Raw genomic sequence first — 21,649 nt, forward strand, 5'->3', positions numbered from 1 at the left:
AAACAACAAAGCCCCGGCTTGTGGCCGAGGCTAGGTGCTTTGTTTCTTTGGGGTGGCTGATGGGGCTCGAACATATGAACAGGGGTTTTAGGGGTAATTGAGGGCGGTTCCTGCAGGTGGCACCCCCTTTGCGTCCCCTTTGTTCCCCGCATTCTTCCCTGAGTTCCTCCCTGAATGGATCACTCCGCCCGCATCACCGGTGTCGTCGTCACCCACCGCAGCGCCAGATTGACCGCCCCCAGCGCTCCCAGCACCGCCGCGCCCTTCGGCCCCAGTAGCGGCAGCAGCAGCTCGCCGCCTGTGGTGAGCAAGTCGACGATGGGGATCAGGCAGACGGCGCCGTTGACGAGCAGCGTTCTGTAGCCCTTCATGACAGCCACCCGGCGTATTTCGGCGCCCGCACGGTAAGCACGTCCCGCACGTGGTGCCGGTTGATGTCGCACGCGCTGCGGCTGGCGTAGAGCGCGACTTGTGATTTTGTGCAAGTTCGCTCGACGTGGCCCCACCATCGCTGCGGATCGCATCCTGCTGTGACCTGGCAGGCCCGGCGATCAGTGCGGACGCCGCCCAGGCCGCCGTTGTACGCAGCATCGGCAAACGCCAGGCGCTCGAACGGATCACGGATCGTGCTCAGGGCACCATAGTTGTCGCGCCCCATCAACACCAGGGCACGCAGTTGCAGGTCAGGCTGAGCGTAGACGTTGGACCAGGACAGCGCCCGCAGCTCGGGATGACGGGCCCGCATGTCGGCCAGCGCATCGAAGCGCAGCGAGCCGTCAGGCCGCCAGGTGCGCGTGAGTTGGCCAAGGCCGGCGCCCTCCTCCCGCTGGGTCTTGAGCCGCGACGTGGCCGACCAGCAGCGCGGATGGCGCAGCGTGACGCAGCTCTCGTGCTCGATCAGCGCCGGCACCGCGGCGGGCATGGGATGCGCCGGCCAGTACAGCCCGAGCTCGGTGCGCAGCGTGTCGCGGTGTGCCTCGGCAGCGGCGGGGATCTCGCCGGCCCGCGCCACACCGCCGAACAACCCCAGCAGCGCCGACGTGACGATAGCGATGGCCACGAGCGCGAGGCCCGCGCCGATGGAGCTTTCGCCCGCGATCACGAACAGCCGGCGCGCGTCGGCGCCTGGGTAGTCGTGCAGCGCCTTGCGGGCGTAATGGGCGAACACCACGGCCAGCACGGGCGTGACCAGTGCGAGCAGCAGCATGCCGGTGCTGACGCCTCGATCCGGGTCGGTCAGGAACAGGCCAGCCAGCACGATCAGCGAGCCGGCGGCGAAGAACAGGTGGCGGAATCTCATGGGGTCTCCGGGGTTGTTGAGCGAATGGCGCGGCGGTTGGCGGCATCGGCGGCCCACAGCGCAGCGCGGCGCTGCTGCAGGGCGTGTTCCAGGCGATCAAGGGCTTCGGCGTCGAGCGTGACCAGCAGTTCGTCGCCGCGCTTGATGATCCCGAACGAGCTGTCCGGGGCGATGGCGGCTTGCACCGGGGCGCGGGGCGCTGACTTGCCGCCCCACATGAGCCAGATTGAGCGGAAGGGGTTCATCGGGTTTCGTCCAGTAAGGGGGCAGGCCGGGTGGAATCGGGCAGCAGGCCGGCGCTGGCGTCCTGGTAGCCCATCAGATAAGCGCTGGCCATTTCTCGCGCGTTGACGCTGTGAATATCTCCGCCCGAGCGCAACAGCGCCACAACGACAGTGCCGACGCTACAGCCGACCAGCAGGCCGATCATCAGGAAAACGGCGTGTTCGATAGTCATGACGGCCACTTGCTCCAGACCATGAACAGGGTTGACGCGATCGCCCACGCCCCGATGCCGTAGCTGATCCACTCGTTCAGGCGGGCGGCGGTCGCGCTGGCCTTGCCTTCGAGCAGCGTGACGCGCTCGCGCAGCTGCTCGTGCAGCACGGCGGCGTGCGCCTGGCGCTCGGCCACCACGATCAGCTGCTGCAGCGCCTGCGCGATGCTGTCGAGCCTGTCAGTGACGTGCTCATGCACGCGATCAATCCGGTCGCCGAGCTTCGATTCGAGGCGCACGAAATCAGAGTGACTCGGCGAACTGGGGGCGCCCCATTGGCCGGATCGGGTCGGGTCGAAGTCGGTAGGCGGCGGGCTCATGCGGGGCTCCAGGTGATGTTGTTGAGTTCGTCGGTCGAGGTGGCGGCGTCGATCCGTGCGCGCAGCACGCGGCTCTGTGCGTGCGCGGCGCTGATCTGGCGCCCGAGCGAGAGGCCGACATCGACCATCTGCGCTGCGCTGAGCACGGTGCTGCTGTTGTCCGACAAGGTCCACGCGATCTCGAACTCCGCGCCCTGCCCTGCGGCAAGGGCCAGCGATGCCATTTGCACCGCGCCCGCAATGCGCTGTGCGCTGGCAGCGTCGGCGTCGTAAGTGCGACCAGCCACGGTCAGTGGCGAGGCTTCAGCAGCAGCGCGGGCGGCTTTGATGCGCTCCCATGCCTCGGCTTTCAGTTCGTCGAGGGTGCGGGGGTCGATCCAGGCTTTAGCGACAGCGTCCCATTGATACGTGTCGCCAGGACTCTCTGGGCGAATAACCCATGCTTCGGTCGAATAATCCCACCAAGCTGCCCCATTCGGCGGCTCTAGCTCGATAAAGTCGCGGCCGTTCGGGTGTCTACCTCCCAATATTACGGACTCGTGCTGAGACGAAGACCGCTGAATAATTTCGCCACTTTCGTCAACCGATGTGATGTGAAACATTTTATCTCTTTGTCACCAAAATCATTAGCCTGGAACTATTGGCCGCAGACCCACTAAAGTCTGCGGCAACAGTTACCGTCTGAGGTCCAGAAAATGCAGCCGTATGCTGAACAACACCGGAGCCTCTCACGGAGTATTGGGCAGATGATCCAGACCCTCCCAAGGAAAAGGTTCCAGTCGAAAAAATGTTGCTATCCACTTGGCTGCCGTTGTACAAAAGAATCCCCCGCGCAGTCGCTGTCCCTGTGCCGCCAGAGTTGACGGTTATTGTGTGAGAAACATCAAGCGACGCAATTGCGGTGATTTGGTACGTGGAACCAGATGGGACAACAACACCGTAGGAGCAGGAAGGATGAGCCGAGCCCGCGCCACTTGCCAAGTAGCTTTCTGTGATGGCGCCGCCCGCAACCTGTAAAGTATTGATGACATTCGCCTGAGATATTGTCAGGACTCCGTTCGACACACTAAACCCAGGCGAATTTATGTCGCCATTCGAGATTAGCTGCAAATATTTTCCATCGCTGGCATTTCCGAGCAGCAACCCGTTTGGCCCAAGGTAGAAGCCCGGCCCTGATCCAGCAGCAGGCCACGCCCAGCCTGTGATCGCGCCCCCCGACAGTTCGCCGCGCAGGTACAGGTCGTTGAACACCGCCCGGCCTCCCTTGCCGATGCCCCAGCCCACGGTGCCATAGCCCAGGATGTTGCCGTTGCCGTCGATGCTGCCGTTGAAGTTGTCGGAGTACAGGGCCTTGGCGACCTGCGCGTTTCCGATGGCCAAGTCGGCGATGTAGGTGGAGACGTTGCCGGGCGTGATCTTGTTTTGATCGTCAATACTGTTGTCGCGGTACACAACCAAGTCGGCAATCGAGACCGTTGTGCTCGCGGGCACTGACGAGACAACACCGACGTAAGTTGCAGTATCGTGATTTGACCCGACAACAAAATCCAACCCGCCATCAGATGATTGGATATATTGCCGAATAGTAACTGGTATCCAAACCGGTGATGTCGAGTTCGTGGTTGCAATTTGGTACTTCGAGCCTAGCCACGATGATCCGTTAGTGGCTGACACCACGATTGACATACCAGCAACGACGTATACCTTCAATGAACAGGTATACCAACCAGCTGGCCGTCCGGCAGCAGGGAACACACGATAGTGCACGTAGCTCCCGGATGCGTTCAGCGTCACATTTACTGCCGTCGAACCTCCGCGTGGATCGCCAACCCCAGTAGCAGAGATACTTGCGCTGAGCACACTTGTTGGGGTAGACAGCGAGCCTGTCCACAAATTCTCCCCCGAAGAAGTTGGTCCGTAACTGCTCGGCAGCGCATTCCCCGCCGCCAGGATCACATTCCCGAACTGATCCTTGATGCTCAGGCCTCGGCTGTCGATTTTCTGTGCGATGACCGTCCCGTCGACCAGCAGCGAGCCGTTGAAATAGGCCGCCAGCGTCTGCCAGCCAGCGCTGTAGACCTTCGTCAGCGAGAACGGCGGGGTTGAGCCGGTGTTGTAGAGCGTGACCACATCGCCACTGAGCGGGGATCCGTAGCCGTTGGATGTCAGCGCGGTGTTCGCTTCGGCATCGCTCCAGGCGGTACCTGCGATAGCGCGGGCAAGCTGCACGGTGCTGCGCGGGCCGGTCGGGCCGGTGTTGCCCGTGGCGCCCGTCGCGCCCGTCGCGCCCGTCGCGCCCGCCAGAGCCTTGCTGATCGAAAACCGTGCCGTCAGCGTGGGGTTGCCGGGCTTGGTGGCGCTGACGTCGACATAGCCCACGTCGGCGGCCATCGCGGTGACAGTGACGGTGGCCGCCGACAGCGTGCTGGTGACGTTGGTGTCGACCTTGCTGATCGTCCAGCCGGCGTCCGCCGCTTGGCCCTTGTAGACCGTGGCGGTGGTGAAGGCGCCGGCAAAGCTGCTGACCACCCCGGCGCTGCTTGCCGGCACGACGTGCGCGCCATTGGACAGGCTCAGGCTCAGGGCGTCGGCACCGGCGGCGCCGGTCGGCCCAGCGGAGCCTACTGCCCCGGCCGCCCCGCCCTTCGCTTTTGCGACGCTGAAGCGCCCGGTCAGCGTGGCGTAGCCGGTGCGCGTGGCCGTGACGGTGACATACCCGGCATCTGCGCTCAATGCCGTGACGGTGATGACGCCGCCGGCGAAGGTGCTAGTGCAGTTGGTGTCGGTGGTGGTGATACCCCACGCGCTGGTGACGTCCTGCGTGCCCTGGGTGACCAGCACGGCGCTGGTGGCGCCCGTGTAGCTGCTGACGACGCCGGCACTGTCGGCGGGGACGAGGAACGAGGTGGCGCCAAGCTGCAAACTCAGGCCACCGGTCAGGCTGGTGCCGAGCGCAGCGGTGCCGGCGGCGATGGTGGCGTCATCGCGCGTCAGGCCCTCGATGCTGAGGCTGTAGCTGGCACGACCCGTGGGCCGCACGCCGCTGAAGCTGAAGTCGGCCAGCCAGCCGAGTGCCCGGGTGGCCTCGTAGGTGTCGTCGAGCGACCAGTACACGACCGCGCCGCCGCGCAGGCTCTCCAGTCGATCCCGCACGTTGGTGACGTCGGCGGCCAGCACGGTGCAGTTGCCGCGCAGCTTGCGCGAATAGCCCCCCTTCTGGATGTCACTGCCGTCGGCGCTCTTGGTGCTGAAGTCGGTGATACCGACCTCGCAATCCAGCGTCTCGCCCAGGTCCACCCACGTGCCCACGCTGATGTGCGCCACGGCCAGCGTGCCGCTGCCGGTCACGGTCACGACCGTGTTGCTGCCTGAGGCGATCGACAGCCCGGTGATCATGACGGTCGACGAGGTCGACGGCGACACCGGCGCCGGCACGGCCACGGTGCGCACCAGCGTGGCGCCGGCAAACACTTGCACCTGGCTGGCGACCACGCCCAGCAGCACCACGCCCGTGACGGTGCCTACTGCCGTGCCAGCGCTGATCGTCACGCTGATGCTGGTGGCGCCGGTGCTGGCCGTGGCCAGGCTGCTGTCGAACATCGCCCAGCGGTTGGTAGGCCCGACGTTTTTCCAGTTGGCGGCGTCGGACTCGGGTGCTGTCGCGGTCGTCCCGGCGATCAGGCGCTCGTAGATCCGGTGCGTGCTGGTGCGGATGACTCGGTTGCCGACCGTGTAGGCCGTGGCCGCGGCCCAGGCGGTGTAGTCGTTTTCGGCCAGACTGGCGCTGACGAGCGTCGCGTCGGTGACGGGGGCGGGGTTGAGGTATTGGGTCATGTCGCTGTCGTCCTGCCTCAGCCCACGGCCAGAGATTCAAGCTGCACGGTGCCGCGCGCAATGCCGCGCTGGCGCTTGAGCGTCCATTCGCGCGGCCAGCCGTACAGCGCCGCGCCCGGCAGCGACGGCACGCCCAGCCAGACGCAGGGCGTGGAGCGCACGGCGGTCAGCACGCGGGCGAGCTGATCGAAGGTGGCCAGCGGGGTGGTGACGGAGATCTCTTGCCGGCTGGCGTAGGGGCCGGGCGTGATCTGGGGGTTGCCGGCGGTGTCGAAGGTCTTGGTGCTGCCGTCGAGCATGCCGAGCGTGAGCGTGCCGTCGGTGTCGCCGGCGGCGGTGAAGGTGCCCACGGCCAGGGTGGCGATGCCGACCGCGCCGGTGCCGGTCAGACTGACTTGCAGCGTGCTGGCAGCAGCGGCCAGCCCGGTGACGATGACGGTGCTGCCCTTGGCACCCACGGCCGGCGCTGGCACGGCCACGGTGCGCACCATGGTGCCGCCCACGCTCACGGTCACGGTGGTGCCGATGACGCCCAGCAGCACCAGGTCGTTGTACGCAGCCGGCAGGGCCAGCACCACGGTCAGCGGGCTGGTGACGCGGGTTTGGCTGGCGGCGTTGCGGTCGAACATAGCCCAGCGGTTGGTGGAGCTGATCAGCTTCCAGTTCACGCTGTCGCTCTCAGGTGCGGTGGCCGTCGTGCCCGCGATCAGCCGCTGGTAGATGCGATGCGTGCTGGTGCGGATGACCTTGTCGCCCACGGCATAGGCAGTGGTCGCCACCCAGGAGGCAGCGTCGTTTTCCGTGGCGGTGCTGCTGGTGAGCACGGCGTCGGTGATGGTGGCAGGGACGAGGACTTGCATGGGCGCAGTGACTCAGGCTCAGGTCAGGATGCGGACTTGCACCGCATCGTTCGGGGCGATGCGTGTCAGCAGGCGCTGCATGCGGTCGGTGTTGGTGGCGGTGGCGCTGCCGTTGGTTTCCTGCTCGGCGCGCAGGGCGGCCACTTCGGCACGCAGGGCGCGCAGCTCGGCCAGCAGGTCGGCGTTGGTTTGCTGCGCGGGTGTGGCTGTGGCAGCAGGCGTGGCTGGCGCGGGGACAGCCGGCGCATCTGCCGTGGCGGCGGCGGGCGCGGCAGGCTGCTGCTGGGCAGCGTCCAGCGTGGATTGCAGGCTGTCGGCGATGCTGGCTTGCAAAGCAGCCTGGGCCGTGCGGTCACGGCCGGCGGTGTCGGCCAGGTCAATCAGCGCGCGACTGGCGTCGGGCAGCGCGGCCATGGCGGCGGCGTCGCCCGCACGGGCCTGTGCGGTGGTGATGGCGAACTGAGACTGGGCTTCGGCGAAGGTGCGCGCCTTGCCGCCACCGGCGGCAGTCAGGCCCCGGATGCGCTTGATTTCGTCGCTCACGGTGGCGCCGGCTTTCTCCATGGCGCTGGCAACCTGTTCCACGGCGGTCGAGACTTTGTCCGTCAGCGGGTACAGCTCGGCAAATGCACCGTTCAGGCTCATCAGCGCGGCGTAGTTGCGCCGGCCGGCGTCGGTGTTCAGATCCTGCTGCTCCACCAGCGCGCGGAACGCGGCGTTGGTGGTGGGCATCTCAAGCCCCAGGCGACCCAGTGCTTTGGCCATCTGCCCGGTCTGGGTGACGGTGCGCTCGGCTTCACCGTAGAAATTGGCGAAGTAGCTGCTGGTCAGGCTGTCGAAGTTGCCGACGCCGCCGAAGGCGTTCAGCAGCGCGTCGGCTGCTGCGCCGCCGTCCAGGCTGGCAGCCAGCGCGGCCTGACCCAGCAGCCCGAGCGTGTCGTTCACGGTGGTGAGTGCGCCGCCCAGTCGCGCGAGGGTGTCGCCGGCCTTCTCGCCGCGCAGCGCCACGCGGTCGAGCCCTGCCCCCAGACTGGCAGCCAAGCCATTGGCGAAGTCGGACAGCGCGCCGTCAATGGCCTTGGTCTGGTCGGCCTCGCTCAGGCCCATCAGGTTGAGCTTGATCCTCTGGGTGTAGGTGCCCACCGAATCGGCGCCAAGCCCCAACGCGGCCGCGTAGTCGCGGGTCTGGGTGCGCAGGGTGTCGACCGCACCAGAGAAGGCGCTGGTGGTGCCCGCATCCAGGGCGCTGGTGCGCGTGCGGTCGCTGCGGAACCAGCCGCCTTTTTCCTTGGTGTAGGCGTTGCCGCTGAAGCCGGCGTCGCCGCCAAGGGTGCCCTCGATGCCGGTCTCGGTCAACTTGCGGCCGAAGGCGCGGTTGACCACGCCACCGATGGCGCCGCCGATGGCCGCGCCCAGCGGGCCGCCAACGATGGCACCCACCACCATGCCGGTGTTGACGACCCCGTTGCCGGACTTGCCACCGATGCCGTAGCCGTTGCTGATGCCGCGCCCGATGGCGCCGCCTGCCATTGCAGCCATTGCCCACGGGGCCAGCGCACCGGCGCCCTGAGCCGCGCCGGCCGCATAGGAGCCGCTGCCGATCATGGAGCCAGCACCCTCCAGCGCCAATCCAGTGCCGCCCGCGCCGCTCATGGTCAGGGCGCTGCCGGCCTTGAATGCGCTGCCCAAGCCGGCCAGCCCTGACAGGCTGCTCATCATGCTGCCCATCCCACCGGTGCCGCCCGCGCCACCTGAGGCTGACGCCGTGCCAGGCAGGCCCAGCGAAGCCGTCATAGCGCCCATCACCGGCTGCATCAGGGGCCGCAGCACCATGGTGCGGAACAGGTCCTTGATGTACTGGCTGGCGCTCTTGCCGCCGTTCATCAGGTTGTCGGCGAAGCTCTGGCCGACCTGCTCCCAGGTCTTGGCCCATTCGGCGGTTTCGCGCTTGCGCAGTTCGTCGCCGGCCTCACGCGCGGCCTTCTGGCCAACCAGGCCAGCCAGTTCGCGACGCGCAGCAATTTCGGCGTTGATGGCGGCCACGGCGGCGTTGTTGCCGAGCGCCCGGGCCTGCTCGCGCTGGTCTTCCAGACGCTTGATGATGACTTCTTCCATCGCAGCGGCCAGGGTCAGGTTGCCGGCCTTCATCAGGGCGGCTGCAGCCTCTTCATCGCGCAGACCCTGCACACGGCCGGCGACAGCGGCGGCGCTCTGCTCGGCATCGTTGCGCAGCTTGTTGTAACCCTCGGCGAAGGCCTTGTTGAGCGCCTCGCGGGCATCGGCTTCGGCCTTGGCCTGGGCGACGGCGAAGGGCTGCTTGTTGATCAGCGCCTCCACCGCCTGGCGGTAGCGGGTGGCGGCCTCTGCGCTCTTGTCCGTCAGCGCGTAGCCTCGCGCCAGCACGTTGGCCTGCTCGTTGAAGTTCGCGGCCAGTCCACTGCCGCTGTTGGTCAGGTCGGCCACCAGGTCGGCGTACTGCTTGGCGTAGTCGATTCCTTCCTTGACGGGCTTGGTGAACTTGGCGCGGATGCGGGCCTCAAGATCGGGCGGGATGACGCCGCCCAACTCCTCGCGCACCTTCTTGAGTTCGGCCTGCAGCTTTTCGGCGTCGTTGGCGTACTTCTCCATGTAGGCCGACAACTTGGACTGCTGACCGATGGCGTCGAGCTTCTTCTGCTCGTCGCCCACCTGCTGCATGCGCGAGTACAGCGCGGCGTACTGTTGAATGGTCGTCTGCAAGATGGCTTGCCGCGCCATGTCGTTGACGCCGGTGGCTTCACCCTTGCCGGCGGTGAAGTCATCGATCTTTTTCTGCAGGCGCCCCAGTTCTTCAGCGCCCTCGCCACCACCCTTGGCGATGCCAGCTGCCCCAGCTGCGGCCAAGCGGTTGCGCTCTTGCAGCTTGGCAATCTGCTTGTCCAGCGAAGCAATGATGTCGCCGGTACTGCGCTCGACATTGCCCGTGGCGGCGGCCTCTGAGGCCTTGGAAGAGTCGCCCCACATCTGCCATGCCGCAACGCCCAGGCTCAGCGCGGTGGTCACCAGCCCGATGGGCCCACCCAACAGACCCAGCGCACGCGCGCCCAGCGTGGCTGCGGCGCTGGTGGACGCCACAGCCGCTTGCGCCGCGCCCTGCGCCGCCAGGGCCGCCGTGTGCCGCTGCGTGGCGGCCACCACGGCGTTCTGCGCCACCACCGATGCACCGAAGCCCGAGGCCGATGCCAGCGTGGCGCGGGCATCGGCCAGGACGAAGCCGGTGTGAATGGCCACCGCTTCCGTTTGGGCCACCGTGGCCTGCAGCGAAGCAATTCGCGCAGTCCTGTCGGCCAGTGTTGCGGTGACGCCGGCATACACGGAGGCAGCCATGCGCCCGGCCATCACGCCGGCCAACACGGTGGCCACCGAGACCAGCGTGCCCATGTTCTGCGCCAGAGTGCTGATACCCGAAGCCAGCCCGCTGGACAGTCCGTTGGCCTGGTCGAACACGCCCACGGCTTGCAGCAGGCTGTTCTGCACCTGCGTCATGGCCTGGCCCACGGTCAGCGGCAGCTTGCTGAAGTCGCTGTCGACCTTCTTGGCGCTTTGCTCCAAGGCGTTGACGACGACTTCGGACGTCAGCTTGCCCTCCTCCCCCAGCTTGCGCAGCGCGCCCACGGTGGTGCCCATGCCGGTGGCGATGGCCTGCGCCAGCGCGGGCGCCTGCTCCAGGATCGAGTTCAGCTCCTCGCCGCGCAGCACCCCTGCCGACATACCCTGGCCGAGTTGCATCAGCGCGGCGGTCATGCTCTCGGCGCTGCTGCCACTCAGCGTCATGGTCTTGCCGATGGTGCCGGTGATGGCCAGCAGGCGCTCCTGGCTGATGCCGGTGCCGTCGGTGCTTTGGCGCAGCTTGACGAACACATCGCTCAGGCCCGCCACGCCCGTGCGGGTTTGCTGCGCCAGGTCGAACAACTTGGCTTGTGCGGCTGTGGCCTGGGCCGTCGAGTCGGAGACGAGGTTAAGGCGGCCCGCCATGTTGGCGTACTCATCGGCCAGGCGGATGAGTTGCCCGCCGGTCTGCCCAATCTGGTTGAGCGCCACCAGCCCAGCGGCGTAGTGGCCGACTCGGGCGACATTGGCGCTGAGGCGTTCGGCCGCGGCGGCGGCGCGGTCGCTTTGGCCGCCGAAGCGGTCCAGCTGTGCGCCAGCGCCGTTCATGCCCGTGACGAAGGCGCCGTTGTCGAGCGCCAAGCGGAACTTGAGTTCGTTCACGCCAGCACCCCGGACAGTAAAATCGATTGCATGTTCAGCCTCATTCGCACAGCAGCGTTCGTGTTCTTCGGGGGCCTGACCGCCTTGATCGGGCTCTTGTTCTTGCTATCGAGTAGCGGGGCGTGGGTGATCTTTCTGGCGCTGGGCGTGCTGCTGGCTGTGGTGTCGCCGTGGCAAAAGCGCTGGCAAGCAGAGCAGCAGCGGCAGAAAGCGGCCCGGGCTGAGCGCTGCTGATCACTTCTCCCGCCTCTCGGCCCAGACTTCCAATACCGCCCGCTCCATGCGCTGGATCGCGGCGAACGCCTCATCTCTTCGCCGCCTCGGCAGCGCCCGGTCGATCACGCTCCAGACGCTCGGGTAATGCAGCCCGGTGGCGCCGGCCATGCTGGTCTGCCACTGGGTTTGCAGGCCGCACCAGACCGCCCAGACCGGCGCGTTGCCCGGCCACAGATACCAGAGCTCAGGCGTGGCGCGGGCGGCGACAGTGGCATCTGCACCGTTGCCATCCACCGCGCGCACGCCCATCTGCGCCAGGATGCGGGCCATGCGTTCGCCCTCGCTGTCCGGGCCGGCGGCGGGGGACTCATCGGCAGCGTCCTGGAACAGGCGTTGCGCCGAGAGCCGCGCCGCCTCAGTCAGTTTCCCGCGCGGCCCGCCGGGGTTTCACTGACCTGCAGGGCCTTGAGGTATGCCTGGAAGCAGGTCTGCTCCATGCCCACAATGCCGATCAGGCAGCCGAACGCCTCGGGGCTGTAGCTGGCCGGGGCGTCGCTGTCGTCAACGACCAGGCGCTGACCGCGCCAGCCGCGCACGTTGTCGACCAGGAAGTCACGCACGAGCACCTCGCTCTCGGGCTTGAGCACCTCGCGGTACTCGGCCAACGGCAGGCGGCGGGCCTGCAGCGTGAAGTTGAAGGTGACAGCGCCCGAGCCGTCCTTGACGCTGCCCTTCACGGGCACGTCGATCACATCGCCGATGGTGAGTTTGAAACCCATGTTCTTCTCCTGTCTTAGGCCTGAACCAGGCGCCATTCGTCGTTGCCCGACGCGGATGGCAGCAGCTTGCCGTCGAAGCCCACGAAGCGCACGCCATCGCGGTTGACCTTCTTGGCGGCGGTGCGCTGCATGTTGGGCGCGAACAAGATCAGCTTCGAGCCGACGGTGTTGCCGATGGCGAAGCCGATGCTGGTGAGCGTGTTGCTGATCATGGCGGCGTGCGCGGCCACTTCCTGCGTGGCCGTCAACTCCAGCTCGAAGTTACAGGTGCTGCTGCGGTCGGTGATCTCGGCTCGCTCGCTGCTGCCACCGATCAAGTAGCCCAGCTTGTTGCCGAAATCGATCTCCAGGCCGCTGCTGTTGTAGCTGGTGCCGCCCGAGAGCGCGCCGGCCGCATAGGCGCCGCCCAGCGTCACGTCGATGATGCTCGCCTTGGCCACCGGCAATGGTGGCTTCCAGGCCGACAGTGCGATCGACGGCAGAGCCGCGACGCTGGTGGTGTTGTAGGTGCCCAGCAGATCAAAGGTGAGCTTGGGCGTCTCGCTCACCTTGGCGCTGAGCTTCATATTGCCCATGGCGCCGGTCAGCTCGTGCAGCACGCCGTCGTCGTTGAGGTCGACCGTCAGGGTCTTGAGGCCGGTGCTCACCGGCGTGTGCTCGATGCGCGCCGGTGTGGCGAGCGTGGCCTGGCCGGCGGCGCAGGCCTGGATCAGCGCCGACCAGGCAGCCGCAGTGCCGGCGGTGCCCGAGGGCGCCCACTCGACGCTGAAGCTCATCTTGGCGTTGACCGAGGCGATCAGGCTCTGGCTGCCACCGAAGTACGGCAGCAGCAGATTGCGCTCGGCCATCGTGAGGTTCAGTGGCTCGATGCTGATGTCACCGGCGATCAGCAGGCCATCGGTCGCAGCAGACGGCAAGGCGTTGACGCCGGCCGTCGTCTCGATCTTGGCCGTGACGCCCATGTTGCGGGTGTAGCGGGGCATGGGTTACTCCTGCGCCGGGGCGCTTTGGACGGGCCGCGTCTCGACCCAGGCGCCGGCTTCGGCGTCCCAGGTCCAGGCGCCGCCGCCGGGGATGGGGGTGTTGTCGGGGGTGCGGGCGTGGTCGGCCGCGGTTGGGGTGAGCTTGGGCATGTCAGGGTTCCAGGGTGTTGCTGTTGGCGGTGCGCCAGCGGACGCCAAGCACCAGGGTGGCCGAGCCGATGCGGGCATCAAGCGACTCCTGGTCTTCGTCCAGGTCGAAATCCGGCTGCACCTGAAAGCCGGCGGCCAGCAGGGATCCGGCCGTCATCAGGGCGGCATGCCCCGCAAGCAGCAGCGGGGCAACAGCCTCATCAGCGGCCTGGCCTGGGGCCGCGCGGGCCACGCAGTCGATGAGCAGCTGGCTGGTGCAATCCACCGGTGCCGCGCCGCCCATCAGATAGGCATTGCCTCGCGTGCGGCCCACGCGCACGTTGATGGCCTGTGCGATGTCGGTCCCGACGGGTCGGTCGGACTGGCGCAGCACGGCCACGCCGGGCAGCGCTGCCTGCAGGGCGGCAATCGCCAAGGCGCGGAGTTGCTGGGTGCCGAGCATCAGGCGCGCTCCAGCGTGAGGCTGACCTGGCCGAGGTCGGTGCGGTCGGTGCGCACGACGACTCGGTAGGCGCCCGCCGGCAGGCTGACGGCTGTGCCGGCGACCGCCCAGTCGGGTAGATCAGCGGCCAAGCAGTCAAACTGCAGCGCATGGGCTTGTGCAGCCAAGCCGCCAAGGGGTGCGAGCTCCGGCGCATCCGTGAGCAAGCCCACCACGGGCACGCCATCCACCGAGGCCTCCACGTTGGCCAGCCGACGCAGCATGGCAACGCCCGCCCGGGCCATGGCGGGCCCGAAGGAGTCAGAAGTGAGCGTCAGTGTGGCCATGGCGATCAGGCTTCAACAGGATCAGCGAACGACACCGTCCAGGTAGACGCGGGCCGTAGCTGCGCCAGCGGCCTTGGCGACCGTCAGCGCGCCGATCAGCGTGTTCGAACCTGCAGTGACCGTGAGCCGACGGTTCGTGTTGTCCCAGTACATCTTGGTGCCCTGAGAAGCAGAATCGGTCGACAGCGCTGCGAGGTCGAACACGCCCTCGTTCTTGATTTCGACATCGGCGCCGCTGGCCGCAGCGTTGCCAGCAACGCCGAAGAGGCTGCCAACGAGCACGCCGTCGCCGCTGTTCACGGCGTAGGGGGCGATGACGGCGAGGGTGTCACCGGCCTGGACGAAGTTCTTCATGGTGGGGATTCCGTGTGTGCGGGGATAGGCAGTGGCGGCGCGGGCTCAGTGCTTGAGTCCGCGCTGTGCGTCATCAGGCGCCGGTGGCCTTGTACAGACCGCGGTAGTCGATGGTCTTGGCGGCGAAGTCCTCGCGGCACTTGAAGCTGATGCCGTCGACCTCGAAGCCCATTTCGCTCTCGACCACCGGGCCTTCGGCGCCGTCGAGGTAGCAGTACTCCACCGTGTCGACCTGGCTGTTCTGGGCGGCCAGATACCAGGCCGTGGCGCTGCTGGCGTCCAGGATGGGCTCGACGATCGGGTCCAGCGCGGTGCGGCCGCCGGCGCGGAACTCGTTGACATCGCTCTGCTTGGCAGGCACGTACTGGCTGCTGGTGAATTGGTAGGCCTGCTGCTCCAGCGCCACCGGCACGATCAGGTAGGACGGCGCCAGGTTGAGCTCTTCAGCCTGCAGACCTTTTTGCAGGCGCATGGCTTTGCGGCCGTCGGCCAGGGCGTTGAAGGCCAGCGCACTGCCGGCGCCGCTGCCCAGGTTACCGTGGTTGGCATGGAACAGCGCGGTGCCGTCGCCCATGTTGGCGTTGGCAGTGAGCTGGCTGTAGACCAGGCGGTTTTCCAGGCGGGCAGAGCTGGCGCCGAAGCCGGCGATCATGCGATCGAAGGCGCGCAGGTCGTCGTTGATGACGGCCTGGCGGCTCAGGCTGACGATGCGGCCGTAGGTGACCAGCTTGTAGGTCTCGGCACCGTCGGTCAGGGCGGCGTACTTGAACTCGCCGGCTTCGTTGACCTGCAGCAGGTCCGGCATGGCGGCGAGTTGCACGACAGACATGCTCTTGAAGTCCGGTGCATTGGGCGCGCGGCGGGCCCAGCGGGTGTAAGTGCCAGGGTTTTCTTCGTAGCCAAAGCGCAGGCGCTTGCTGGCGACGTTGGCCATCAGCGAGCTGAAGTCGCTGGTGCCCATGAGGCCGGCGCCAGAGCGGAAGGTCATGACGCGGGTCGCCAGCGACATCTTGTCCAAGCCACGGGTGTTGACGCCTTGCCAGTCGAGCATTTCGCGGCCGATCTCCAGTAGACCCATGCCACGGAACTGGCGACCGTTGTCGGTAAGCGGTGCGCGGACATCGACCCGGGCCAGCAAGGCTTCCTGCACGCCTGCCATGCGGGTCTGCATCTCGTCACGCACGGTCTCGACACGCACGTTGATGTGGCCGCCAGCAGCAGCATCCCGGCGGGCCAGTTCTTCCAGCACCTGGCTGCGAGCCTGGTCCAGCGTCTGACCGCTGCGGATCATGGAGACGGCGAGCTGCTGAACGCCGTGGCGGGTGCACAACTCGGTGATGTCGGCGGCCAGCGCGGCGGCGTTGGTGGCGGCGCGCTGCGCGAGGTCTGCGGTGGTGGTGTCGGGTTGGGCGGTGGTGGTGCCCTGCTCGGTGTTGACGGGTGCGGGCATACGATGCTCCAGGGTGGGGGTGGGATGAGAAGCGGCCGCAGCCGATCGGACAAACTCGCACGGCAGCCCGCGCGGCGCGGCAGCACCGGCAGGCGCTACGGGGCTGGGGTGTTGAGAACGGGTCGAAGCGCCGGGATCAGCCGGCACGGTGACGAAGCTGATTTCTTGCGGCGTCCAGCGCACGGCGCGGTATAGAGCGGCAGGTTGACGCCGTCGGTGCGGTCCTGGGCGCGGGTGATCTCGTAGCGCTCGACGCTGTAGCCGAACGAGATGCTGCGGATGATCCCGGCCTGGATGTCGCGCACGATGCCGGCGACCTCGTCGCGCTGGCTGAGGCGCAGCGTGGCGCGGCCCTCGCCGCCGGTGATCCAGGCACGCTGGGCGATGCCAAGGATGTTGGCCACGCCGCCATAGACGCGGTGGCCGTCCAGCACCTGCACGACGCCGGCGTCGAAGCGGGTCATGTCGACCGCCTCAGGGGTGACAGCCAGTTCTTCTTCGTAGGGCCGGTCGTTGTACCAGTCGTAGGCGCGGCGGCGGGCGCCGGCGGTCCAGACCACTTCGACGGTGTTGTCGTCGGCGTTATAGGTGCTGGGCACCAGGGTCGCTTCGCGCAGCTGCGTGGGCAGGTCGCGCACCTCGCGCGCTACTTCGCGGAACTGGACGTCAGTGACGGGATCGACGGTGGCGGTGGCTGCAGAGGGCATGCTCGGCATCGTGCCGAGCGTGCTGTCTCATTTCCATAAAACGCTGAGACGATTTTCAGGCGAAGCCATCGGCGCCGTGGACGCGCACCGTGACGACGACCTCGACCGTGCCCTGCGTGGTCTGCAGCTGCAGGCGCAGGGGGAAGTCCGCATACGCAGTGCCAGGCAGTGCAGCACCGCCGGATAAGCGCACCTCGGCATACAGGCCCTGACGCACCCGAGCAGACCCCACGGTAAGCCCCGGCGCCTGCACCTCCAGGACGGACCGAACCAGCTCATGTTCGCGCAGCAGCGCGCTGCAATCGACCCGGTAATCGCGCGAATCGCCGGGGCGCTTTTCGATGCGCCCGGAGGGCTGGCCAGGCGGGCGGGCCTTGACATCAGCAGGCAGGAAGGGGGGGCTCATAGCCAGACCCGCGCCGGCTGCTGCGGCGCCGTGGCCATGCCATCAGCCCCGACCACAAACCACCGCGCCAGATCCCCCAGCCCGGCCTGCACTGCCGGGTCGTCCGACGCCTGCGCCAGATCCATCAAGCTCGCGTCGATGCGCAGGTTGGCGTGCCAATAGGGCTGGCCATCGGGGCTGCAGATCGGCGCAGTGACGGGCGACTCGATGCCCCCCACATCCAGCATCTCGCCGGTCGGGCGGTAGATCGGGCCGACCACATCCCACGCGCCAGAGTGCGGCGGCGCGACGGTGTGGGCATCGGTGTCGGGCACGGGCTGCAGCACGCCCAGCGCGCCGGCCAAGGCATAGAGCGCGGGCACGTCGGACTCGACGCAGCGGACGAAGTAGTCGTTCATTTGGTAAGGGCCTGCAAAGTGGCTGCAGGGAGCGCGGCGGGGTAGTAGCGGACGCGGCGGATGTGGATTGGCTGATGAGCAGATGGTGAATAGGTCCAACGCCCGAGGTGGAGCGTCCCATCATTCACAGAGTTGGTCGGTATAGTGAACTGCACCGGAGTTGACCCGGAGATTGAGTTTGTAGCCACACAGTCGTCATGTTGAAAGCCGTTGCCGAAGAGCCGTCAGCACCCGTAACCGAAGGCCCAAGGAATCCTCCAGCCCACTGCGCTCTTGAGTTGCTGTTACTAAGCAGAGCCAAAGACGAAAGCGACGAGCCAAGCGAGTACGGTGAGTTAAACCCGATTGGAGTACTCACGTAGGTGTGGCTCTCACAGATAGTCCCTGCCGTATTCCATCCACCAATTCCAGATACTGCCTTGCTGCACACCTCGGCCGCCCGCGTCGCACTCGCTCCAGCAGTCGGGATGTAGCTTGTGGCGACGGGGCCGGCCTCAAACTGATTTCCAGAAACTCGCACGCGAAAATCAACTGCAGTACCAGCCGCTACGCTTGGAACAAATGCAATTCGCAACTTTGCTGTAGTCGCATTGGCGGGTGCAGCACCTGTAGCAACGAGCTTTGTTACGAAATCAACAGCGCCACCAGACCCAGCACTGGATTGGGATATGAAGGCAGAGCTGGCGTCGTACCAAAGAATTGCGATATTTGCAGAGGATACAGCCGCCGTTCCAGAAACACGTTGGACGTTCGCCCGGTAGGTGTAAGTTGCACCTGACGAAACGCCAATAGCTACGGAATCGAGCAAAAAATGGTTGATGTTTGCCGTTGTGCCAGCCAGCCGATAGCTTGATCCATCGTAGCCAAGCGGGTCGGTATCGGATAGCTCTTCGGTAGGCTCGGCGCCGTTGCCGAATGCTTGCGCTCTCCCCCACTGAGTACTCAAGATGCTGCCCTTGCTGTTCGGGACGAGATTCGTCGCCGCAGGCTCCATCAGCAGCCCCCGACACGCGAGCGTCGCCGGGTCATATTCGATGCGCGGGCCGTAGTAGGCCGAGCCGGTGGTGGGGTAGTAGGGCTGGAGGGGGCCCGCGTTGACCTGAAGTCCGTACATCTCGATGACTTGCCCGCTGACGGCAGACCGGTCAATGCGAACTTGACCTGCCCCGCCCTGAGTTAGCCCGGTAGAAGTCACCGAGAGGCGCTGCCATGTCGACGTGACAGTGACGCCCGAGCCGGTATCTAGGTGGGTGCAAAGAGTCAAAACTCGGCTTCCAGACGAAACTCGAAACCATCCAGAAACCGTGACGGTCGAGTTGGGGATCGTGTAAGCCTGCTGCAGCCCTGCGCCACCCAGCGCACCGACCGTCCATTGCTGGGCACCCATCCCGCCGAATGGGTCAGCCACCGAGGTGACGGTGCCGCCGTTTGACTTGTTCCAGACCGCATTCGAGATGTCGCCGCTGTAGAGCAGCAAGTTATGCGGCGCCCACCCCACCAGCCCATCCTTGCCGATCATCGTGGCGTTGCTGGCGCGGCTGAACGTCAGGCCGGGCGGCATGGTGCCGCTGGCGAAGTTGAGGTCGAGGGTGGGCTGCACCTGGCTGATGGCGGGCCCCAGCACTGGCCGCCACGCACTGCGAACGGCAGAGGAAATGGGGCTGCGGATCATTGGTCGGCCTGCACGATGGGGCCGCCAGAGCGCGAGACGAATTTGTAGATCGCGCCTGCAACTGGGTTCGACACGGTTACCGCGCTGCCGTTTTGCAGCGCGCCGGCAATCGCCCAGGCGGCGCCGGCCGTTTGCTTACGGTACAGGTAGACGTCGCCACTGGTGACTTGGGCGTTGAATTCGCCCGATGCGGGCGTGAACTCGGTTTCGAGCGCGGTGGTGAGCGTGGCCATGCGGTGCTTTCGTGGAGGTGTGGGTGTTGGGAATCTCAGGACTCTTCGACGAGGACGATGAATTCGTCTTCCAAGCGGCTGGTCACGCCGCCCATGACGACGTCGGACAGCAACGTCCATTTGTAGGTTTGCCCTGACGTCCCGCCAGCGATGACGAGCTGTACCGTGGTGCCTGACACTACGGTGGCTGACAGGGTCATGCCAGCAGGCACTTCGACGCTGGGCGTGATGGACGAGTAGGTCCGCGCGCCAATGGCTTTCGCGTAGCTGATGTCCACTGGAAGAATTTCCCGTGGTTGCTTAAGAACGGTACCGATGAGGGCCATGGAAGATGTCTCGCAGTCAAGCGGCCCGGTCGGGGCTGCTGAGGGAGGCGCGCAGCGCGCTCTCCAGGGTCTTGATGCGCTCGGGCGCGATGAGCTGGCGCAGCGACGGGGCGTAGGTCACGAGCCAGGGCGCCGAGAAATTGACGTCGGCCCCAGGCCAGTACGGCGCATCCGTCCCGATGCAGGCACGGATGCGCCGATAGCGGGCCACCCGGCCGGCGGGTGGGGCGATATCGAGCGGGTCCAGGCGTACGGCCACGTCGCCCGTGTAGCCCGCCGGCAGCGTCACCGTGGCGCTGAGGCCCAGCCACTGCCCGGCGCCGGGGTCGGTCGGCAGGGTGAGGTACTGCAGGCGCGTGAGCGTCGCCGCATCCGTGGTGCCAATGAACAGCGAGGTCGGCTCGGCAAACTCGCACCACACGTCAGCGGCCAAGGTGTAGGTCCGGTGGCCGGGCACTTGCGCAAAGCTGCGGGCCAGTGACAGGTCACCAACACCGCTGTGCAGGTAGGTGCACACGAGCTGGTGTTCCCCATCATGTGCGGCATCGGCCAGCGCACTGTCGGCCAGCGCGCTGCGCTGCCAGCCGGCGGCGTTGCGGGCCAGCAGGTTGTGCGGCAGGGTGTCGAGGGTGGCAGTGGCCATGGGCTGGGGGAGCGGTCAGGGCGCAGGGGCTGGCGGCGGGGCAGCGGTGGTGGACGCCTTGCCCTTGAGCAGCATCACCAGCGCATCCCAGATGCCCCGGTCCTGCAGGCCCTTGATGTCTGCTGCGAGCTCATCGAACACGACCTCGGGGTCATAGCCCCGGCGGCGCAGTTTTTCGGAGAAGCTGCTGAGGCCCCCGGCGATCTCAGCCAGGTCGGCGTCGATGTCCTGCTGCGGGTTGATGTAGTCCCACTTGGGCGTGGAGTGCTCGACCGTGAAGCTGGGCTTGCCCGGCAGCCGGCCAGCCAGGGCGGCGTAGGCAGCAAATTCGGTGCAGATGCGGTCACACAGCGCTGGGATGACGGTGAGCCACTGCAGCTGCTCGATCTCGCGCCGGAAGTCCAACATGCGCACGCGGGCGCTGCTGAAGTTGACCTCGCGCATGTCGCCGGTGGCCTGCTCGTAGGTGAAGCCACCGCCGGCACAGATCAGGTGGATGTTGTATTTGCAGTAGTCCACGAAGCCCGGCGCTGCCTTGGGCTCGATGACGGTGAGGTTGAGGCCGGCAGGCACCTGGGTGATACCGCCACTGGCGAATTCACCCAGGCTGTTGGCGTCGCGGCCACCCTGGCCGAACTGGCTGCCGTCAGCCATGGCGGCGACATCACCACTGGCCAGCACGGAGAGACGGCCCTCGAGGTTCTTGCGCTGCAGCTCCGCGTCTTCGAGCAGCTGCAGATCTCGCGCACGCGGGATGACCGGCGACAGGCGCGGGAAGCCCCGGCCCTGCCCTGGCCGGCCGGGGTTGAAGAGGTGGATGATCTGCTCGGCAGGCACGCGGCTGCTCTGCATGCCGCGCCCGCGCAGCGTGCCGGTGCTGCCGGGGTGCTGGGCCCAGAGCCAGTAGGCGACGACACGGCCCAGGGCGTCATATTCAATGCCGCTGATGACTTGGTTGTTGCCCTGCGCGCCGTTGTTGCGCTGGGTGTCGAGGTGGTCGATCTCCAGCAGCTGCAGCTGCAGGGGCACCGGCAGTCCGTCGGCAGCGGTGCGGGTGCGCAGGCGGATGAGCACCTCGCCATCGGCGTCCATGGCGCGCACGGCGGCGGCCTGGATGCCGTAGAGGTCACGCACGCCATCGGCATCGGCCACCTTGACCCACTGAGGCCACAGGGCGGCCAGACGGGCACCATCGCGGCCGGTCCACTTGGGCACGATGCCGGTGCCGACGATGTGCGCGACGCGAGCGGACATGCCGGCGCTGATGTACTCGATGTTCTCGATCAGGCTGCGGCTCTTGGCGCGCAGCGTGGCGGCGCTGGCCTGGTGCTCGGCATTGGCGCTGGCGCCGGCGCGCTTGGGGCGCCAACTGTCGCCGGGCAGCGCAGCGGCGTAGGCGCGGGTGAGCATCTGCCGGTGCTGGTACCGCAGCAGGCCGGCGCGGGGGTTGAGCCAGCCGACGACACGGTCTAGCGCGGTGGGGGGCGCGAGCGGGGTCATGGC

General features: G+C 66.8%; 26 protein-coding genes. 1 reads left to right on the forward strand and 25 read right to left on the reverse strand.

Features of this window, described 5'->3' with window-relative positions; all coding sequences use genetic code 11:
• Positions 1–179 precede the first annotated feature (179 nt).
• From AC5IG3_RS15230 to AC5IG3_RS15270, 9 genes are read right to left on the reverse strand one after another with little or no spacing between them, the layout of a single operon-like run.
• The gene (locus AC5IG3_RS15230; RefSeq protein ID WP_491907145.1) at positions 180–371 is read right to left on the reverse strand and encodes a hypothetical protein; all 192 of its coding nucleotides are present in this window, start codon (positions 369–371) and stop codon (positions 180–182) included.
• Positions 368–1,300 (reverse strand): hypothetical protein, encoded by a 933-nt coding sequence (locus AC5IG3_RS15235; RefSeq protein WP_491907146.1) that lies wholly within the window; start codon positions 1,298–1,300, stop codon positions 368–370. Before AC5IG3_RS15235 ends, AC5IG3_RS15230 begins: the two co-directional genes overlap by 4 nt.
• Complete coding sequence (locus AC5IG3_RS15240) at positions 1,297–1,545, reverse strand: hypothetical protein (protein WP_491907147.1); 249 nt, start codon at positions 1,543–1,545, stop codon at positions 1,297–1,299. The genes AC5IG3_RS15235 and AC5IG3_RS15240 overlap by 4 nt, the downstream gene beginning before the upstream one ends.
• The gene (locus AC5IG3_RS15245; protein ID WP_491907148.1) at positions 1,542–1,757 is read right to left on the reverse strand and encodes a hypothetical protein; all 216 of its coding nucleotides are present in this window, start codon (positions 1,755–1,757) and stop codon (positions 1,542–1,544) included. The genes AC5IG3_RS15240 and AC5IG3_RS15245 overlap by 4 nt, the downstream gene beginning before the upstream one ends.
• Positions 1,754–2,116, reverse strand: a complete 363-nt coding sequence (locus AC5IG3_RS15250; RefSeq protein ID WP_491907149.1) for a hypothetical protein — start codon at positions 2,114–2,116, stop codon at positions 1,754–1,756. Before AC5IG3_RS15250 ends, AC5IG3_RS15245 begins: the two co-directional genes overlap by 4 nt.
• Complete coding sequence (locus tag AC5IG3_RS15255; protein WP_491907150.1) at positions 2,113–2,718, reverse strand: DUF4376 domain-containing protein; 606 nt, start codon at positions 2,716–2,718, stop codon at positions 2,113–2,115. Before AC5IG3_RS15255 ends, AC5IG3_RS15250 begins: the two co-directional genes overlap by 4 nt.
• Position 2,719: 1 nt before the next feature.
• Positions 2,720–5,950 (reverse strand): beta strand repeat-containing protein, encoded by a 3,231-nt coding sequence (locus AC5IG3_RS15260; protein WP_491907151.1) that lies wholly within the window; start codon positions 5,948–5,950, stop codon positions 2,720–2,722.
• Between the two features lie 17 nt (positions 5,951–5,967).
• Complete coding sequence (locus tag AC5IG3_RS15265; protein ID WP_491907152.1) at positions 5,968–6,810, reverse strand: hypothetical protein; 843 nt, start codon at positions 6,808–6,810, stop codon at positions 5,968–5,970.
• An 18-nt stretch (positions 6,811–6,828) separates the two neighbouring features.
• Complete coding sequence (locus AC5IG3_RS15270) at positions 6,829–11,061, reverse strand: tape measure protein (RefSeq protein WP_491907153.1); 4,233 nt, start codon at positions 11,059–11,061, stop codon at positions 6,829–6,831.
• A gap of 30 nt (positions 11,062–11,091) precedes the next feature.
• Here AC5IG3_RS15270 and AC5IG3_RS15275 point away from each other — a divergent pair, with 30 nt between their 5' ends.
• The gene (locus AC5IG3_RS15275; protein WP_491907154.1) at positions 11,092–11,295 is read left to right on the forward strand and encodes a hypothetical protein; all 204 of its coding nucleotides are present in this window, start codon (positions 11,092–11,094) and stop codon (positions 11,293–11,295) included.
• Here the strand turns inward: AC5IG3_RS15275 and AC5IG3_RS15280 are convergent, their stop codons facing one another.
• From AC5IG3_RS15280 to AC5IG3_RS15355, 16 genes are all read right to left on the reverse strand, one after another.
• On the reverse strand, positions 11,296–11,607 hold the full coding sequence (locus tag AC5IG3_RS15280; RefSeq protein ID WP_491907155.1) for a DUF1799 domain-containing protein: 312 nt from the start codon (positions 11,605–11,607) through the stop codon (positions 11,296–11,298).
• An 89-nt stretch (positions 11,608–11,696) separates the two neighbouring features.
• A complete protein-coding gene (locus tag AC5IG3_RS15285; RefSeq protein WP_491907156.1) occupies positions 11,697–12,056 on the reverse strand; it encodes a hypothetical protein in 360 nt (119 codons plus the stop codon).
• 14 nt (positions 12,057–12,070) lie between these two features.
• Positions 12,071–13,039, reverse strand: coding sequence for a phage tail tube protein (locus AC5IG3_RS15290; RefSeq protein ID WP_491907157.1), 969 nt, complete (start codon positions 13,037–13,039; stop codon positions 12,071–12,073).
• Positions 13,040–13,042: 3 nt separating this feature from the next.
• Positions 13,043–13,189, reverse strand: coding sequence for a hypothetical protein (locus AC5IG3_RS15295; RefSeq protein WP_491907158.1), 147 nt, complete (start codon positions 13,187–13,189; stop codon positions 13,043–13,045).
• 1 nt (position 13,190) lies between these two features.
• Positions 13,191–13,631 carry a hypothetical protein gene (locus AC5IG3_RS15300; RefSeq protein WP_491907159.1) on the reverse strand — a complete coding sequence of 147 codons (441 nt, stop codon included), beginning with the start codon at positions 13,629–13,631 and terminating at the stop codon, positions 13,191–13,193.
• Positions 13,631–13,957 (reverse strand): hypothetical protein, encoded by a 327-nt coding sequence (locus AC5IG3_RS15305; protein WP_491907160.1) that lies wholly within the window; start codon positions 13,955–13,957, stop codon positions 13,631–13,633. Before AC5IG3_RS15305 ends, AC5IG3_RS15300 begins: the two co-directional genes overlap by 1 nt.
• 21 nt (positions 13,958–13,978) lie before the next feature.
• Entirely contained in the window at positions 13,979–14,311 is a 333-nt protein-coding gene (locus tag AC5IG3_RS15310) for a DUF2190 family protein (protein WP_491907161.1), read from the reverse strand.
• Between the two features lie 73 nt (positions 14,312–14,384).
• A complete protein-coding gene (locus AC5IG3_RS15315) occupies positions 14,385–15,944 on the reverse strand; it encodes a prohead protease/major capsid protein fusion protein (protein ID WP_491907162.1) in 1,560 nt (519 codons plus the stop codon).
• On the reverse strand, positions 15,857–16,468 hold the full coding sequence (locus tag AC5IG3_RS15320; protein WP_491907163.1) for a hypothetical protein: 612 nt from the start codon (positions 16,466–16,468) through the stop codon (positions 15,857–15,859). Before AC5IG3_RS15320 ends, AC5IG3_RS15315 begins: the two co-directional genes overlap by 88 nt.
• A 55-nt stretch (positions 16,469–16,523) precedes the next feature.
• Positions 16,524–16,874: a phage fiber-tail adaptor protein gene (locus tag AC5IG3_RS15325; protein WP_491907164.1), complete on the reverse strand. Its 351-nt coding sequence runs from the start codon at positions 16,872–16,874 to the stop codon at positions 16,524–16,526.
• A complete protein-coding gene (locus tag AC5IG3_RS15330) occupies positions 16,871–17,272 on the reverse strand; it encodes a hypothetical protein (RefSeq protein WP_491907165.1) in 402 nt (133 codons plus the stop codon). The genes AC5IG3_RS15325 and AC5IG3_RS15330 overlap by 4 nt, the downstream gene beginning before the upstream one ends.
• A 124-nt stretch (positions 17,273–17,396) precedes the next feature.
• On the reverse strand, positions 17,397–18,944 hold the full coding sequence (locus tag AC5IG3_RS15335; protein WP_491907166.1) for a phage head spike fiber domain-containing protein: 1,548 nt from the start codon (positions 18,942–18,944) through the stop codon (positions 17,397–17,399).
• On the reverse strand, positions 18,941–19,177 hold the full coding sequence (locus AC5IG3_RS15340) for a hypothetical protein (RefSeq protein WP_491907167.1): 237 nt from the start codon (positions 19,175–19,177) through the stop codon (positions 18,941–18,943). The genes AC5IG3_RS15335 and AC5IG3_RS15340 overlap by 4 nt, the downstream gene beginning before the upstream one ends.
• A 35-nt stretch (positions 19,178–19,212) precedes the next feature.
• Positions 19,213–19,503, reverse strand: coding sequence for a phage fiber-tail adaptor protein (locus AC5IG3_RS15345; RefSeq protein ID WP_491907168.1), 291 nt, complete (start codon positions 19,501–19,503; stop codon positions 19,213–19,215).
• Positions 19,504–19,519: 16 nt separating this feature from the next.
• On the reverse strand, positions 19,520–20,146 hold the full coding sequence (locus AC5IG3_RS15350) for a hypothetical protein (protein ID WP_491907169.1): 627 nt from the start codon (positions 20,144–20,146) through the stop codon (positions 19,520–19,522).
• 15 nt (positions 20,147–20,161) lie between these two features.
• On the reverse strand, positions 20,162–21,646 hold the full coding sequence (locus tag AC5IG3_RS15355) for a phage portal protein (protein ID WP_491907170.1): 1,485 nt from the start codon (positions 21,644–21,646) through the stop codon (positions 20,162–20,164).
• Positions 21,647–21,649: the final 3 nt, after the last annotated feature.

Origin of the sequence: Leptothrix sp. (in: b-proteobacteria), assembly GCF_965250675.1 — a bacterium.
Lineage (GTDB): Bacteria > Pseudomonadota > Gammaproteobacteria > Burkholderiales > Burkholderiaceae_C > Sphaerotilus.

Bases quoted from the DNA above. Each gene is read 5' to 3' on its own strand.
- AC5IG3_RS15280 (WP_491907155.1), bottom strand. From the start codon at position 11,607: ATGGCCCGCATCCTGGCGCAGATGGGCGTGCGCGCGGTGGATGGCAAC.
- AC5IG3_RS15235 (WP_491907146.1), bottom strand. From the start codon at position 1,300: ATGAGATTCCGCCACCTGTTCTTCGCCGCCGGCTCGCTGATCGTGCTG.
- AC5IG3_RS15295 (WP_491907158.1), bottom strand. From the start codon at position 13,189: ATGCCCAAGCTCACCCCAACCGCGGCCGACCACGCCCGCACCCCCGAC.
- AC5IG3_RS15275 (WP_491907154.1), top strand. From the start codon at position 11,092: ATGTTCAGCCTCATTCGCACAGCAGCGTTCGTGTTCTTCGGGGGCCTG.
- AC5IG3_RS15285 (WP_491907156.1), bottom strand. From the start codon at position 12,056: ATGGGTTTCAAACTCACCATCGGCGATGTGATCGACGTGCCCGTGAAG.
- AC5IG3_RS15350 (WP_491907169.1), bottom strand. From the start codon at position 20,146: ATGGCCACTGCCACCCTCGACACCCTGCCGCACAACCTGCTGGCCCGC.
- AC5IG3_RS15305 (WP_491907160.1), bottom strand. From the start codon at position 13,957: ATGGCCACACTGACGCTCACTTCTGACTCCTTCGGGCCCGCCATGGCC.
- AC5IG3_RS15340 (WP_491907167.1), bottom strand. From the start codon at position 19,177: ATGGCCACGCTCACCACCGCGCTCGAAACCGAGTTCACGCCCGCATCG.
- AC5IG3_RS15355 (WP_491907170.1), bottom strand. From the start codon at position 21,646: ATGACCCCGCTCGCGCCCCCCACCGCGCTAGACCGTGTCGTCGGCTGG.
- AC5IG3_RS15290 (WP_491907157.1), bottom strand. From the start codon at position 13,039: ATGCCCCGCTACACCCGCAACATGGGCGTCACGGCCAAGATCGAGACG.
- AC5IG3_RS15345 (WP_491907168.1), bottom strand. From the start codon at position 19,503: ATGGCCCTCATCGGTACCGTTCTTAAGCAACCACGGGAAATTCTTCCA.
- AC5IG3_RS15325 (WP_491907164.1), bottom strand. From the start codon at position 16,874: ATGAGCCCCCCCTTCCTGCCTGCTGATGTCAAGGCCCGCCCGCCTGGC.
- AC5IG3_RS15330 (WP_491907165.1), bottom strand. From the start codon at position 17,272: ATGAACGACTACTTCGTCCGCTGCGTCGAGTCCGACGTGCCCGCGCTC.
- AC5IG3_RS15245 (WP_491907148.1), bottom strand. From the start codon at position 1,757: ATGACTATCGAACACGCCGTTTTCCTGATGATCGGCCTGCTGGTCGGC.
- AC5IG3_RS15230 (WP_491907145.1), bottom strand. From the start codon at position 371: ATGAAGGGCTACAGAACGCTGCTCGTCAACGGCGCCGTCTGCCTGATC.
- AC5IG3_RS15250 (WP_491907149.1), bottom strand. From the start codon at position 2,116: ATGAGCCCGCCGCCTACCGACTTCGACCCGACCCGATCCGGCCAATGG.
- AC5IG3_RS15335 (WP_491907166.1), bottom strand. From the start codon at position 18,944: ATGATCCGCAGCCCCATTTCCTCTGCCGTTCGCAGTGCGTGGCGGCCA.
- AC5IG3_RS15255 (WP_491907150.1), bottom strand. From the start codon at position 2,718: ATGTTTCACATCACATCGGTTGACGAAAGTGGCGAAATTATTCAGCGG.
- AC5IG3_RS15300 (WP_491907159.1), bottom strand. From the start codon at position 13,631: ATGCTCGGCACCCAGCAACTCCGCGCCTTGGCGATTGCCGCCCTGCAG.
- AC5IG3_RS15310 (WP_491907161.1), bottom strand. From the start codon at position 14,311: ATGAAGAACTTCGTCCAGGCCGGTGACACCCTCGCCGTCATCGCCCCC.
- AC5IG3_RS15265 (WP_491907152.1), bottom strand. From the start codon at position 6,810: ATGCAAGTCCTCGTCCCTGCCACCATCACCGACGCCGTGCTCACCAGC.
- AC5IG3_RS15240 (WP_491907147.1), bottom strand. From the start codon at position 1,545: ATGAACCCCTTCCGCTCAATCTGGCTCATGTGGGGCGGCAAGTCAGCG.
- AC5IG3_RS15320 (WP_491907163.1), bottom strand. From the start codon at position 16,468: ATGCCCTCTGCAGCCACCGCCACCGTCGATCCCGTCACTGACGTCCAG.
- AC5IG3_RS15260 (WP_491907151.1), bottom strand. From the start codon at position 5,950: ATGACCCAATACCTCAACCCCGCCCCCGTCACCGACGCGACGCTCGTC.